Raw genomic sequence first — 14,005 nt, forward strand, 5'->3', positions numbered from 1 at the left:
GGGCGGCGGTCGGCTGGCCGCGGCCCGGGACGAGCCCGGCGATCGTCGCGGCCGCGGCGACCACGAGGATCGCCAGGCCGGCCTCGACCCGCAGCACCCGTCGCGAGCGCGACGGCAGCAGGCCGCCGGTCCGGTCGGAGCGCAGGCGCCGCCAGGTTAGCCCGCCGAGCACGACCGCCACGGCGGCGAGGACGATCTTCAGGGCGAGCAGACGCCCGTAGTCGCTCCAGCGCAGGAAGTACCAGCCGTCGACCTCGCGCAGCGCGGCGATCGTGCCGGTGACGGCGAGGACCGCCGTGGCCGTGACCGCCGCGGGCACGTAGGCCTTGAAGGCCCGGACGCGGTCGCCGCCGAGGACGACGAGGGCGATCAGGCCACCGAGCCAGACGCCGGCGGCCAGCCCGTGCAGCGCGCCGACGATCGTCGGGACCACCGTGGAGCCGGTGCCGCCCTGCACGTGGCCGTCGACGCCGTAGGCGAGGATGCCGACCGCACCCGCGGCCAGCAGGAGGACGTCGGCGCGGGGTCCCTTGCCGCCGGCGCGCGGGCGCCAGGCCGCCGCCCGCAGCGCGGGCAGCGCGATGACCGCGATGAGGAGCAGGCGGGCGAGGGCCACCCGGCCGTTGGCGTTGCCGGTCAGCAGCGCGAGGGAGGGGTCGCCGATGCCGGCGGTGGCCAGGACGGCGACCGCCTCGGCGGCGCCGAAGAGGGCCAGCGTGAGCGCGACGATCGAGAGCCGTCGCCACCGGAGGTCCCCTGCGGCGCGAGCGGCCGCGGGGACGGTGCTGCCGCCGCCGGCGCGGTCGGCACGGCGCTCCAGGCGTCGCAGCAGGGCGCCGCCGAGCAGCGCCGCGGCGCCGAGCAGGCCGAGCCAGCGCACGACGGTCGCGAACAGCCCGTCGGAGTCGGCGGACTCGTCGCCGCGACCGCCGGTGGCGGCCGACCCGGGTCCGGCGAGGCGCTCGGCGCCGGGCGGCGGCGTGCCGCCCTTGCCGCTGACGCCGAAGCGGAACGAGCCCGCGGTGGTGTGGCCGTCCGAGCCGAGGGCGACCCAGCGCACCTCGTAGACGGCCGGGGAGAGCCTCGGGAGGGCCAGGCGGAGACCGGAGGAGCCGGCGAGCTGCGGGACGCCCCGCAGGATCCGGCCCTCCGGCGCCGAGCCGATCCGGCGCACCTCGATCGAGGATCCCCGGGCGATGACGTCCTCCGTCAGCGCGAGGCGGACCTCGCCCGGGACGGTCTCGGTGCTCAGCCCACCCAGGGGCGCGGACTGCACCAGGGACGGGTGGGCCGCGGCCGTGGCCGGGAGGATCAGGGAGAGGAGCGCCAGCGTGATAACGGCCGCGGTGGAGCTCCACCGCGGCCGCGTCACGTGACGCCCACGAACGGTCGTGGGCATCGAGTGTCCTTCAGGAGCGCGCTACAGGCGCACCGTCAGCTTGCGCGTCACCGTCGTCCTCCCGGCCTTGCCGGAGATCGTGACGGTGTACCGCGCCTTGGACTTGAGCTTGGCCTTGCCGCGCTTGATGGTCCACGTCCCGGACCTGCCGAGCTTGAGGCTCTTCGCGGAGGCCGACGCGACGGTCTTCTTCTTCGCGTCCTTGACGACGATCCTGATCTTCGAGATCGCCGCGTTCTTCGCCGTCACCTTGACCGTCGAGCGGCTCCTCGTCCGCAGCTTGCGCAGCGCGGTCTTCAGCGAGCCGGTGCCGAGGGCGGCCTTCTTGACCTTCTTCGTCGCCGGAGCGTCCGCGGGGACGACCGGCAGCGGTGCCTGGCCCTTGGGCGAGATGCCCTTCGGGGTGACCCAGACCATGGAGTGCGGCTTGTAGAACCCGCCGTCCTTCGTGCCCGGCCAGTCGCGGCGGTTGAAGTTGACGCCCAGGGCGCCCGTCTTCTCGTCGCGGAAGTCCTCGTCGTAGGACAGCTTGCCGTCCTTGGCGATGTTGACGAGGTAGAACCGGTGGTCGCCGTCGACGCCCGTCCGCGAGACGAAGTAGTTCGAGAACGTCAGGCGCGTGGGCGAGCCGTCGGGGTTGTAGCTGTGGTTGTCCAGCGACGCCCAGTGCGGGCCGCCGGACGTGACGTCCTTGACCGGCAGGGTGTCGATGAGCGTCGGGCAGTCCGCGATCTTCTGGCCCTGGGCCATCTTGTAGACCGCGCGCTGCGCCGACAGGTCGACCTTGCCGTCGCCGTCGGTGTCGATGCCCTTGGTCAGGTCGCAGGCGACCTTGCCGTCCTGGGCGGACTTGATCAGGTCCTGGATGTCGAGGTCGTAGACCTGCTTGACCGCGCCCTGGTCGAAGTAGTTGTCCCCACCGGGGTTGCGGCCCTGGACGGAGCGGAAGAACCACTTGTTGTCGCGCGAGACCTGGTGCCACGCGCCACCGGCGCAGTCACCGGGCTGGTCGAGGAACTTGTCCGCGTCGCCCTTGCCCATCAGGTTGGACAGGCCGTCGTCCCAGACCTGGACCCACTTGTCCGACGCGTCGCCCTTGAGCTTCGTGACGTCGGGGGTGAAGAAGACGCCGCCGCCGCACATGGAGCCGGCGAAGGCGCCCTTGGACTCGAGCGTCTGCGGGAAGTCCTTCGTGGTCGGCCAGGTCTTGGCGTTCTCCATGATCCCGTAGTTCTCGTGCGCCCGCTGGGCCGGCTCGCGCCACCCCTTCGGCATGTGGGCGACCGACGTCAGCTTCGGCGCGCCCGGGTTCGTGGTGTCCCACGTGCGGACGGTCGGGCGGAACGTGTACTTGTCGAGCGTCTTGACCGGGTCGAGCACGATCTCGCGCGGCTCGGCGTAGTCCGACGTGACCATCGTCTTCAGGTCCTGGCGGATCTGGATGCCGTGCGGGTTGGCGCAGGTGCCCAGCGGACGGGCCTCCTGGACGGAGCAGGGCTCCGGGACGCCGCCCGCGTTCTTGCCGTTCCCACCGGCGGCCAGGACGTTGCCGCCCGGGGTCACCGACTCGAGCACGAGGCCCTTCTGGGCGTCGGGCTTGAAGACCGCGACCGCGCCCGGCGAGCCGCCGAAGTTCGCGACGGGGCCACCCATGTACGTGCCGATGAAGCGGCCGTCGCCGACGGCGTCGTACGCGTCGGGGATCGAGTAGCCGGTCTCGAGCAGGTTGATGTTGTTCTTCAGCTTGATGTTCGGGACGTCGTCGACGTCGATGACCCACGTGCTCGAGGTGAAGAGCGCGCCGGCGATGATCGGGTCCCCGTCCTCCCACTCGTACTGCATGTGGTGCGGCTCGTTCTCGATGCCGAACGGGAGCGGCAGCTGGACGAAGTTGACGACCTTGCCGTAGTCGGTGTTCTCGGAGCCGTCCGTGTTGAGCTTGCGGACGTCGAGGACCTGGAAGCCGTCGAGGCCGGGCAGGAACTGCGGCCCGAGGAGCTCGAGGAGGCCCTGCGGGTTGATCGTCGCGTTGCTGACGAGCTTCGAGATGACGTCCGCGTTGATGTCGGCGGCGTTCTGCTTGCCGGACCAGACGACGCTGTACTCCGGCTTGGCGCGCGGGTCGGGGTAGGCCTTGCGTGCCGCGTCCTTCTGGGCGGCGGTGGCGCCGGGGGCCGACGCGATGGCGTAGAGCCGCTTGTAGGTGTCCTGCGCGGCCTTCCACGCAGCCTCGGCCTTGTCGCGCTTCTCGACGGCGCCGGGGATCGTGTTGTTCTCGACCTGACCGAGCTTCGTGGCGCGGCTCAGCGTGTTCGACAGGAACTCCGGGCTGATCGGGACGTCGTTGGGTCCCGCCTGGGCGGATCGCGTGGCCGTGAGCGCGAACGCGGCGCTCAGGACGACCAGGGCGGCCACGAGGGCCGCGAGGTTGCGGCGTCCCCGTGGGAACGCCCTCCAAATCGCTTGCATCTTGTCCTTGGGGGTCGACGCCCGCAGGGGCGCGTGGGGGTCTCTCGAACCGGTGCAGACGCGCCGCGGATCCCGAAAACGTAAACCTGATCGAATTCAAGCTCTTTGGACGCGTATATGACGCGGACCGCTATTATGCAGATTCCTTACCGGGTTTACGTTTTTCGTTTATCCGACTCTCAGGAAGCCCGACGCGCCCCGTGCCCGCCACCGCCCCACCACCCGAGCTCGCGCCCTACGCCCCCGGGCCCGCGGTCGCCACGGAGCCTCCCGCGGCGCGCCCGGGTGGGCGCCTGCGGGCCGCCGTCGGCGAGCGGCTCCGGCGCTGGGGCGGCATGGTCGCCCTGCTCGGCGCGGTCGCCGCCGCCCTGGTGCGACCACCGTTCGCGTGGCGCCGCGAGTTCGTCATCGCCTGCGTCGAGCTCCTGCGCTCGTCGTTCTGGCCGATCGCGATCTCGGTCGCCGTCTTCGGCTTCTCCGGCCCGGGTCTCCAGGCCGGCAACTTCCTCGAGGCGTTCGGCTCCACCGACCGCTCGGGCGGCTTCATGGTCGTCGCGATCGTCCGCGAGTTCGGCACCTTCGTCACCGCGGCCGTCGTCGCGGGGATCGTCGGCACGATGCTCGCCGCCGAGCTGGGCACCCGCCGCGTGCGGGGCGAGATCGACGCGCTCGAGACGCTCGGGGTCGATCCCGTCGCCGGGATCGTCGCGCCGCGGACGCTCGCGCTCGTCGTGATGCTGATGCTGCTCGACGTCTTCGCGCTCGTCTTCGGCGTCGCCGGCGGCTACGTGGCGTCCGTCGGGGTGCTGGACGGGACCACGGGCGCATTCGTCTCGTCGTTCATGTCGAACGTGACGTTTCTCGACCTGCTGGGCAGCGTCGGCAAGGTCGGCATCTTCGGCCTGCTGATCGGGATCATCTGCTCCTGGCACGGCCTGCACGCCGAGGGCGGGGCGCACGGCGTCGGCCGGGCCGTCAACCGCGCGGTCGTGGGCTCGCTGATGGCGATCTTCGTCGTCAACCTCGTCTACACCCAGTGGTTCCTGGCGACGTTCCCCGAGGTCAACGTCCTCCGATGAACGTCGCGCCGCCCCCCGCCGCGGGCCTGCCGCCCGAGAGCCCGTCGCAGCCTCCCGCCGATCGCGCCCGTCGGCGCGGCGTCAGCCTCGACGAGACCGTCGACGCGACCCGCATCCGCGGCGTGCTGCCGCTGATGGGCGAGCTGGCGAGCTTCGGTGGCGAGCTCGTGCGCGAGCTGCCGCGGGCACGAGGTCTCGGCGCCGAGACCGTCCGTCAGGCCTCGCTCATCGCGTCGGGCTCCGTCCTCGTGATCATGGCCGCCGCGTTCTTCGCCGGCGGCTCCTGCGGCCTGGAGTCCACGGCCCTGGCCCGGGCCTTCGGCTTCGACCCGATCGCCGGCGGGTTCTCCGCCTGGTGCAGCCTGCGCGAGGTCGTGCCGTTCGTCTTCGGCTACATCCTCGCGGCCAAGGTCGGCTGCGGGATCGTCGCCGAGCTCGGGGCGATGCGGGTCTCGGAGGAGGTCGATGCGCTCGAGGCGATGGGGACGCGGTCCCTGGCCTACCTGGCTGTCACCCGCCTGATCGCCTGCCTCGTCGTGCTGCCCGTCGCGTACCTGCTGGCGCTGGCCAGCTCCTTCGTCGCGGCGTACCTCATGTCCGTCGTCCGCTTCGGCGACGTCTCCCCCGGCACCTGGAAGCTGTTCTTCCTCTCGTTCCAGGACGAGTGGGACGTGCTGTTCTCGGTGGTCAAGGGCATGCTGATCGCCGCCTGGGTCGTGCTCGTCGCGCTGTTCTTCGGCTCGCGCGTGCGGGGCGGGCCGGTCGAGGTCGGCATCGCGACCGCCCGGTCGATGGCCGTCAGCGTCGTCGGCGTGACGACGATCTCGATGCTCGGGACGCTGATCTTCTGGGGCGCGAACTCGAGGATCCCGATCGGATGACCGGCCGCGCCACGCACCGGGATGCTCCGACCTCGGGTCGGCGGGACGGGATCACGGCCAACTCGAGGATCCCGATCGGATGAGGCGGCACGTCCGCTCAGGTCGCGAGCGCGCGACCCTCGTCCTCGGCGTCCTCGTCGTCGTCGCGCTCGTCGCGCTCGCCGTCCTCCGCCCCTGGGACCGGCCCTCGGGTCCGCGGATCACCGCGGTCTTCGATGCCGTCCCCGGACTCGTGGAGGGCGCCGAGGTCCAGCGCGCGGGCGTCACCGTCGGGCGGGTCGAGCGGATCGGCCTGCAGGGCGACCGCCCGCGCGTGACCCTGCGCCTCGACGACGACGAGGCGCTGCACCGCGGGGCGGTCGCCGACCTGCGGATGGTCTCGCTCAGCGGCCAGCTCAACCGCGTGGTCACGATCCGCGACGGCCGTGGATCCGCACTGCGCGACGGCGCGACCCTCGGCCTGGCCCGCACCGAGCAGCCCGTCGAGGTCGAGCAGGTCCTGAGCACCCTGGACCCCGCCACCCGCGCGGCCGTCCGCCGGATGGTCCGGGGCGCGGAGTCGACCGTCGACGGCCGCGGCGGCGCGCTCGCCGGCACGCTGCGCCGCGCCCGCGCCGCGCTGCAGGCGACCGGGGACACCGTCGGCGACCTGACCGCCGACGGGGACGCGCTGCGCCGCGTCGTCTCCTCGACCCGCCGGGTGACCTCCGCCCTGGCCGCCGCCCCCGGCGTCACCGGCACCGCCGTGGACCGCCTCGCGTCGGTGCTCGGCGACACCGCCGCGGAGCAGGAGGCCCTCGGCGCGAGCCTCGCCGCGCTGCCCGCGGGCCTCCGTGCACCGCGGGCCACCCTCGACCGTCTGCGCCGCCAGGTCCCCGAGCTGCGCGCCACGGTCGCCGACGCCCGGCCCGCCGTCGCCGCCCTGCGCGCCGTCGCACCCGAGGCCCGCACCACCCTCGCGGCCGCGCGGCCGACGCTCCGCGACGTCCGGGGCCTGACCGCCGACGGTCCGCGGCAGCTCGTCGCGGTGCGCCCGCTCGTCGACGAGGCCACGCCGCTGCTGCGCGCGCTGCGCCCGACGCTGGACCGCGCGAACCCGATGCTCGACGAGGCCCGCGTGCGCCTGCCGGACTTCTTCTCGTTCTTCGCCAACTGGGCGGACTTCACCAGCGTCTACGACCGCAACGGGCACGGCGCCCGCGTCGGGATCGTGCTGCCCCCGACCCCCAACCGCACGGCCTCCCCGGACGGCCAGGACGCCGGCAGCCTGGCACGCCCGTTCCTCCGTCCACCCGGGTCGCTCGAGAACCGCTCGTGGACCGACTACGTCCAGAGCTTCGCGTCGAAGGACCCGACCCCGTGAGCGCGCCGGTCCGCCGCCGTCGCCGGGGTGCCCTCACCGGCGCCACCGTCCTGGTGCTGCTGGTCGCCGTGCTCGCCGCGGTCGGCGGTGCTGTCGGCGTCGAGCGCCTGACCCGCGGCGACGAGGGCACCACCGTGGTCGCCGAGTTCGCCGACGCCCGCGGCCTGGTCGTCGACGCCGACGTGCTGATCGCCGGCGCGAAGGCCGGGCGGACGTCGTCGATCGAGCTGACCCGGCGCGGGACCGCCCGCGTCACGATGCGCCTGCACGACGGTCTGGAGCCGCCGCGGTCGGACGCGAAGGCCGCGATCCGCCCGGCGGACCTGCTGGGCGACGTCGTCCTGGACCTCTCCCCCGGCGCCGCCCGCACCCCGCTGCGTGGGGCCATCCCCGTCGCCCGCACGGTCAACGCGCCGCGCCTGGAGCAGGTCCTCGAGACCTTCGACGAACCCGTGCGCGACGGGCTGCGCGCCCTCTTCGTCGAGGGCGGCCGGGCGCTGGCCGGCCGTGGGGCGGACCTCGCGCGGACGCTCGTGGCGCTGCGCCCCGCGGTCACCGCCGCCGACGGCGTGCTGGGCGAGCTGGACTCCCAGCAGGCCTCGCTGGAGTCCGTCGTCGCCGACGCGGCGCGGGCCACGCGCGGCCTCGCGGCGTCCTCCGCCGAGGGCGAGCGCGCCCTCGTCGGCCTGCAGCGCCGCCTCTCCACCGTCGCCGCCCGGCGCGCCCCGCTGCGGGCGGGTCTTCGCGGGCTGCCCGACGCCCTGGCCCGGGTCCGCGGGACCACCGGGGCGCTCACCACCACGGTCGACCGCGTGACCCCGCTGGCCGACGAGCTGCGCGCCCTCACCCCCGGCCTGTCGACCGCCAACGCCCGACTGCGCCCGTTCATGCGTCAGGCGTCGCGCTCGTCCACCGAGCTGCGCCCCGCCCTCGCCGCGCTGCGCGGAACCCTCGGCGACGGCCGCGGGACCTTCACCGCGCTGACCCAGGGCCTCCGCGGCCTGCGCACCGCAGCGCCGGACCTCGACGCGGCGGCCGCCGCGTTCGAGGAGGCCGCGCCCGCGATCTCCAAGGGCTTCTTCGTCAACTTCGCCGATCAGGGCGCCGAGCCCGGCCGCCAGCCGCTCGACGTCTTCGCCGACCCCGCGCGCAACTACTGGCGCGGCGCCGCGGTCTTCTCCTGCGAGGCGTTCGGCGTCCCCATCGAGCCGGGCTGCATGGCCAAGGCGTTCGGAGCCCCGTGATGCCCGGCCGTCGCCGTCGCCCCGCCCACTCGAAGGACCACCGCCGTCGCGACGCGCTGCTCGGCGCGCTGCTGCTGGCCGTGGTGCTCGTCGCCGGCTACCTGTCGACCGTCGCGATCGACGGCGGGCCGCTGTCGAGCCCCTACACCGTCGACGTCGTCGTGCCGCGGGGCGCGCCGCTGCTCAAGGACGGCGACGACGTGCGGATCGCGGGCGAGCGGGCCGGGGTCGTCCGGGGCGTTCGCGCGGCGACGCCGCGCGAGGTCGCCGTGGCCACCGGCGGGGCGGGGACCTCGGTCGCCGGCGGGGGTTCCGCTCCCGCGTCGGGCGGCGCGGACGACGGGGGCGCCGCCGCCGGGCCCCGCGGATCGGGCGCGACGCTCGTGCGGATCGCCCTGGACGAGGGCCCGCTCGGGCAGGACGCGCAGGCCGCCGTCCGTCTGCGCGGCGTGGCCGGCGCCGTCTACGTCGACGTGCGCCCGGGCGACGCCTCGCGCCCCCTGGCCGACGGCGCGCTGCTGACCGGCCCGGTGACGTCGGCCACGCAGCTCAGCGACGTCGCGACCATGTTCGACGCCTCGACCCGCCGGGCCGTCCGCCGGACCGTGCAGGGCGTCGGCGGCGGGCTGCGCGGCCGCGGCGACGAGCTGAACCACGTCGTGGCGGCACTGCCGAGCACCCTGGAGCGCACCACGCCGTTGCTCCGGGCGACGACGCCCCGGCCCGGTGCGCTGTCGGGCCTGCTCGGCGACGCCTCGCCCGTCCTCCGGTCGCTGGACGCCGACGGCGACCTGACCCACCTGGCCCCGGCCGCCCGCCGCGTCGTCGCGGCCGTCCCGTCCGACGGCCTCCGCGAAGCGCTCGACCAGGCCCCGCCGGCGCTCGGCGAGATCCGCGCCGTGCTCCCCCGCGCCGACCGGCTGCTGGCGGACGCCGCAGCCTCCGCGGACGGCCTGCGTCCGGTCACCGCCGCCCTCGACGAGGCGCTCCCTCGCCTGAACGCGGCGCTCGCCGGCGTCGGCGGGATCCAGGCGTTCCGGCGGCTGGGCGCCTCGGCCACGCCGGTCGTCGCGTCGGCCGCCCCCGTCCTGCGGGACGCCCGCGATCCCTCCGCACTGCTGACGCCCCTGGCCACGCCGCTCGGCCCGCTGAGCGCCTACCTGGCCCCCTACCGGCGCGACATCGTCGAGGCCGTCGCCGGGTTCAACCGCTGGGGCGACTTCGCGTTCCAGGACGGCCTGGCGAAGGGCGCCCGAGCGGTGCGCTTCTCCATGGTCCTCACGTGCCACGAGGGCCGTGACCCGTACCCGGGCCCGGGCGAGGCCTCGACGCAGCGGAAGGCGTGCCAGAAGTGAGCCCGCGCAGCACCACCCGCCGGGGGACGCCCGGCGGCCGGACCGCGGGCGGCACCCGTCCCCCGCGTCGCCGGCTGCCCGCGGGGCTGCGCGGCGCGCTCGCCGTGACCGTCGTCGTGCTCCTCGTGCTCGTCGCGTGGCAGCGCCCGAACCCGTTCGCCGACCCGCAGACGGTCCGGGTGGCGTTCCGCGACGCCGGCGGTCTGCGGTCCGGCAGCGAGGTCCGCGTGTCGGGCACCGACGCCGGGGAGGTCTCCGACGTCCGGCGCGACGGCGACCACGTCGTCGCGACCCTGGAGCTGCACGACGACGTCGGCCCTGTCCGCCGCGACGCCTCCGCCGCCCTGTGGCCGCGCCTGATCTTCGAGGGCAACGCCTACGTCGAGCTGCAGCCCGGCTCGGCCGACGAGCCCGAGCTCGGCGACCGCACCGTCGCGCTCGGGCGGACCACGTCGTACGTCCCGCTGGACCGCGTGCTGCGCCTGGCCGACGCCCCGACCCGCGGCAGCATCCGCCGGATCGCCCGGGGCCTGCAGGCCGCCTCGGACCGCCGCACGAGCCGCGCCGCGAGCGTCACCCTGCGCCGCACCCCCGAGCTGCTCGGTTCGACCACCCGCGTCGCGCGGGCCGTCGGCGGCGGCGCGCTGACCCGGGCGGTCGACGGGATGGCCCGCACCGGCGACGCGATCGCCGACCACGAGGCCGACCTGGTCCCCGTCCTCCGCCACGCGTCGCGCACCGCCGACGCCCTGCACGCCGCCGACGGTGCCGCGCTGCGCGCCACGGTCCGCGCGCTGCCCGGCACGCTCGCCGCGCTGCGCACCGGCACCGCCCGCGCGGACCGCACGCTGCGGGCCGTCGACGCGTTCGCCGACGACGCCCGCCCCGCGCTGCGCGACCTGGCCCCGACGATCGACGACGCGCGCCCGGTGATCCGCCGCGCGGGGCGCGTCGCCGTGCAGGCCGGTCCGCTCGCCGCGAGCCTCCGCTCCACGCTGATCCGCGCCGCGGCACTGGCCCCCGAGGCCCGCGGGCTGGTCCGCGACGCCGCGCCCACCGTGGCGACGCTCGACGGGTCGCTGCTGCCGGCGCTCGCGAAGCCGACCCCGACGCTGAAGCTCCCGTCCTACCTGGCGTTCCTCAACATGTTCGCCGGCGGCGGCGGGGCGTCGCGCGCCTTCCAGCGCCCCTCCGACAGCCCGCTGCAGCAGGGCGACGGGCACTTCATGCGCTTCGGCATCCGCTTCCTCACCGGGATCGGGATCCCCGTCCCCGCCTGCGGCGACGTCGAGACCCTCAGCCCGCCGCTGAAGGGCCTGCTCGCCTCCCTGGAGCTCTGCACCCCGTGATCGGCTCCCCCCGCACCGCCGGCGGCACGCTGCCGCCGCTCGGCCGGACGATGCTCGTGGGCCTGCTGCTCGTCGGGCTGGCCCTCGTCGGCTGGGTCCTCGTCGTCAACCGCGTGGGCCCGCTGGCCGGCGGCGGCTACGTCGTCGAGGCGAGCTTCCGCGACGCCGGCGGCATCAAGGCCGGCGACGGCGCGACCGTGACGATCGCCGGTGTCGACGCCGGCCGGGTCGTCGGCGTGACCCACCGCTCCGGCGTGGCCGTCCTGCGCCTGCGCCTGGACGACGACACGAAGGGCCGGGTCCACCGCGGGGCCACCGCGACCGTGCGCCCCCGCTCGCAGCTGGGCGACCTGATCGTCGAGCTGACGCCCGGCCGGCTCGCCGCCCGTGCGTTGCGGGACGGCGACCGCCTCGACGTCGACGCGACCGCCGCCACCGTCCCGTTCAGCCAGGTCGTCGCGACGCTCGACTCCGACACCCGCACCTGGCTGCAGCTGCTCGTCGGCGAGCTGGACCGCGGCGTCGGCGGCGACGCGCGCGGCCGGGAGCTCCGGCGGGCGATGCGAAGCCTCGAGCCGCTGAGCGCGTCGGCCTCCTCCGTCACCGCGAAGCTCGCCGCCCGTCGCGCCACGCTGACCCGCCTGGTGCGCGACCTCGATGTGCTGTTCTCCTCGACCGGTCGCCGCGGCGACGAGCTGCGGCGGACCATCGTCGCCGCCCGGCAGGTGCTCGGCGTCACCGGCGACGGCGCGGCCGATGTGCGCGCCACCGTCGCCGCGCTCCCCGCCACCCTGGCGAGCACCCGTCGCGCCCTGGCGTCGGTCGGCACCCTCGGCGACCACCTGGACCCCGCGCTGGCCACCCTGCGCCCGCTGACCCGCGAGCTGCCCCGCACCCTGCGCACCACCCGCGAGGCGCTGCCCCGGCTCGACGGCCTGCTGGCCGAGGCGAGCACGACCGCCCGCACCTCCACCGGGCCCGCCCGGGACCTCGAGGCGACGACGAGGGCCGCCGGCACCGCGATCCCGGCGCTGCGTCCGACGACCGTCCGCGGCGGCTCGATCGTCCGGGACGTCGACCGCAACAGGGACGGCATCGGCCTCCTCGGCGAGCGCTTCTCGGGCATCTTCTCCACCGCCGACCAGAACGGGACGCTGCTGCGCGGCCTCGGCTTCTTCGAGCCGTTCAACCCGGCGAACTTCGGCTTCGGCGACGACTCCCCCGCCGGCCGGGCGAAGGCCGCCACGGCCGTCGTCCGGGCGACCTTGCGGGCATGCCGGACCAACGCGTTCGCGTGCCTGCTGCCGTTCACGGTGCCGGGCCTGCAGACCGCGACGAACGACCTCCTGAAGGGCCGGGCGGCCGACGGCCGCGCGACGGACGCGCGGACCACGGGCGCGTCGGCGACCGCCGGGAACTCGACGGGGCCGAGCGCCTCCACCGACCGGAGGGCCGGCCGATGAACCGCGAGGTCCCCCGGGGCGGCGCCGTGCTGCTCGTGCTCTTCGTCCTCGTCGGCGTCGCGCTCTTCCTCTTCTTCTCTTCCCGCTTCGGCGGACCGACCGTCCGCACGGGCGATCCGTTCGTGCTGCGCGCGCAGGTCTCGGACACCCAGGGCCTCAGCGTGCGCTCGGACGTGCGGCTGCGCGGCGTCCTGGTCGGCCACGTCAAGCGGATCCGCCGCCGCGGCGGACGCGCGTCGCTGCGGCTCGTGCTGGACGGCGAGCCCGTGACCCTGCGCCGCGGAACGAGCCTGCGGGTGGGCACGAAGACCGCGCTCGGCGAGTCGTACGTCGACCTGGAGCCCGGCCCCGCACGGGCGGCGGCGCTGCGCTCGGGAACCGAGCTGCGTGCCTCGGCCGTGCGGCCCGCGGTCGAGGTCGACGAGGCGCTGCGGGCGCTCGACGCCCCGACCCGCCGCAGCCTCCAGGGCGCCCTGGGTGACGTCGGCGAGGGCACCGCGTCGCCGCGGGCCGCCGAGCAGGTCTCCGGCGCGATCACCGGTCTGCGCACCACGGTCGACCGGGTGAACGCGGCGGCGACGCTGCTGCAGGACCAGGCCGGCGACCTGTCGCGCATCGTCCTCGGCGGCGGGCAGGTCGTCGACGAGCTCGCCCGGCGCGCGGACCGGGTCCGGGCGCTGGTGCAGGGCGGCCGCCGCACCCTCGACGCGGTCGGCGCACGCGACACGGCGCTGCGGGCCACGGTCGACGAGACGCCGAGGCTCCTGCGCAGCGCGCGGGCGGCCCTGCGGGAGGGACGGCCCCTGATCGACGAGGCCGGCCCGGTCCTCGCCGACCTGCGCGCGGCAGGTCCCGACCTGGCCGCCGCGGCCCGCGAGGTCCCACGGACCTCGGCCGACGTCGACGCGATCCTGCGCCGCGGCCGCACCCTGGAGCGCGCCGCCCGGCCCGTCCTGGACGCCGCGCCCGGCCTGCTCGACGCCGCTGGACCCGCGGTGCGTCGCGCGACCCCGGCGATCGCCAACCTCGCCACGATCGCCCGCTGGCTCGAGCCCCGCCGGCGCACCGTCGCGTCCTGGTTCTCCAACACCGCCGCGATCGGCACCAACGGCGACGCGAAGGGCCGCTGGGCGCGGTTCTTCATCTTCATCGACCCGGCCACCCTGCTCGGCCAGAAGGCCGACCTGCCGAACAACGCCTACACCGCCCCGGACGACGCGCTGAACCCCCAGGCGTTCCGCCCCGGCGACTTCGAGCGGCTGCTGCCGACCCCGGCCCCACCGTCGCCGTAGGGCTGGCCGGGGTCGGGGCCGGGGGCCGGGAGCCGGTGGCGGCGGAGCCGGGGCCGGTGGTGGCGGCGGAGCCGGGGCCGGTGGCCGGGGCCGGTGGCCGGGGCCGGTGGC

The 14,005-nt window shown here is 75.6% G+C and carries 10 protein-coding genes; 8 read left to right on the top strand and 2 right to left on the bottom strand.

Going from position 1 to position 14,005, the window contains the following annotated elements; genetic code table 11:
- Together Q7T67_RS14615 and Q7T67_RS14620 are read right to left on the bottom strand one after the other, a co-directional pair.
- Positions 1-1,399 (bottom strand): copper resistance protein CopC (locus Q7T67_RS14615; protein WP_304791021.1); only part of this gene is annotated, 1,399 nt, incomplete at its 3' end.
- Positions 1,400-1,420: 21 nt separating this feature from the next.
- Positions 1,421-3,868, bottom strand: a complete 2,448-nt coding sequence (locus Q7T67_RS14620; RefSeq protein WP_304791025.1) for a hypothetical protein — start codon at positions 3,866-3,868, stop codon at positions 1,421-1,423.
- A gap of 200 nt (positions 3,869-4,068) precedes the next feature.
- On the opposite strand from Q7T67_RS14620, the gene Q7T67_RS14625 reads away from it, so the two are divergent.
- From Q7T67_RS14625 to Q7T67_RS14660, 8 genes are all read left to right on the top strand, one after another.
- Entirely contained in the window at positions 4,069-4,947 is an 879-nt protein-coding gene (locus Q7T67_RS14625; protein ID WP_304791029.1) for an ABC transporter permease, read from the top strand.
- Positions 4,944-5,828, top strand: coding sequence for an ABC transporter permease (locus Q7T67_RS14630; protein ID WP_304791032.1), 885 nt, complete (start codon positions 4,944-4,946; stop codon positions 5,826-5,828). Before Q7T67_RS14625 ends, Q7T67_RS14630 begins: the two co-directional genes overlap by 4 nt.
- A 79-nt stretch (positions 5,829-5,907) precedes the next feature.
- Positions 5,908-7,191, top strand: coding sequence for an MlaD family protein (locus Q7T67_RS14635; RefSeq protein ID WP_304791034.1), 1,284 nt, complete (start codon positions 5,908-5,910; stop codon positions 7,189-7,191).
- Positions 7,188-8,435 (top strand): MlaD family protein, encoded by a 1,248-nt coding sequence (locus Q7T67_RS14640; RefSeq protein ID WP_304791038.1) that lies wholly within the window; start codon positions 7,188-7,190, stop codon positions 8,433-8,435. Before Q7T67_RS14635 ends, Q7T67_RS14640 begins: the two co-directional genes overlap by 4 nt.
- Positions 8,435-9,790, top strand: a complete 1,356-nt coding sequence (locus Q7T67_RS14645) for a hypothetical protein (RefSeq protein ID WP_304791041.1) — start codon at positions 8,435-8,437, stop codon at positions 9,788-9,790. Before Q7T67_RS14640 ends, Q7T67_RS14645 begins: the two co-directional genes overlap by 1 nt.
- On the top strand, positions 9,787-11,139 hold the full coding sequence (locus Q7T67_RS14650; RefSeq protein WP_304791045.1) for an MlaD family protein: 1,353 nt from the start codon (positions 9,787-9,789) through the stop codon (positions 11,137-11,139). Before Q7T67_RS14645 ends, Q7T67_RS14650 begins: the two co-directional genes overlap by 4 nt.
- Positions 11,136-12,602 (top strand): MlaD family protein, encoded by a 1,467-nt coding sequence (locus Q7T67_RS14655; RefSeq protein ID WP_304791048.1) that lies wholly within the window; start codon positions 11,136-11,138, stop codon positions 12,600-12,602. The genes Q7T67_RS14650 and Q7T67_RS14655 overlap by 4 nt, the downstream gene beginning before the upstream one ends.
- The gene (locus Q7T67_RS14660; RefSeq protein WP_304791051.1) at positions 12,599-13,894 is read left to right on the top strand and encodes an MlaD family protein; all 1,296 of its coding nucleotides are present in this window, start codon (positions 12,599-12,601) and stop codon (positions 13,892-13,894) included. The genes Q7T67_RS14655 and Q7T67_RS14660 overlap by 4 nt, the downstream gene beginning before the upstream one ends.
- The last annotated feature ends 111 nt before the right edge of the window (positions 13,895-14,005 follow it).

Origin of the sequence: Patulibacter sp. (assembly GCF_030655195.1) — a bacterium.
Lineage (GTDB): Bacteria > Actinomycetota > Thermoleophilia > Solirubrobacterales > Solirubrobacteraceae > Patulibacter.

Excerpts from the sequence above, each read along its gene's own strand:
- Q7T67_RS14620 (WP_304791025.1), bottom strand. The coding sequence starts at position 3,868 with ATGCAAGCGATTTGGAGGGCGTTCCCACGGGGACGCCGCAACCTCGCG.
- Q7T67_RS14630 (WP_304791032.1), top strand. The coding sequence starts at position 4,944 with ATGAACGTCGCGCCGCCCCCCGCCGCGGGCCTGCCGCCCGAGAGCCCG.
- Q7T67_RS14645 (WP_304791041.1), top strand. The coding sequence starts at position 8,435 with ATGCCCGGCCGTCGCCGTCGCCCCGCCCACTCGAAGGACCACCGCCGT.
- Q7T67_RS14635 (WP_304791034.1), top strand. The coding sequence starts at position 5,908 with ATGAGGCGGCACGTCCGCTCAGGTCGCGAGCGCGCGACCCTCGTCCTC.
- Q7T67_RS14660 (WP_304791051.1), top strand. The coding sequence starts at position 12,599 with ATGAACCGCGAGGTCCCCCGGGGCGGCGCCGTGCTGCTCGTGCTCTTC.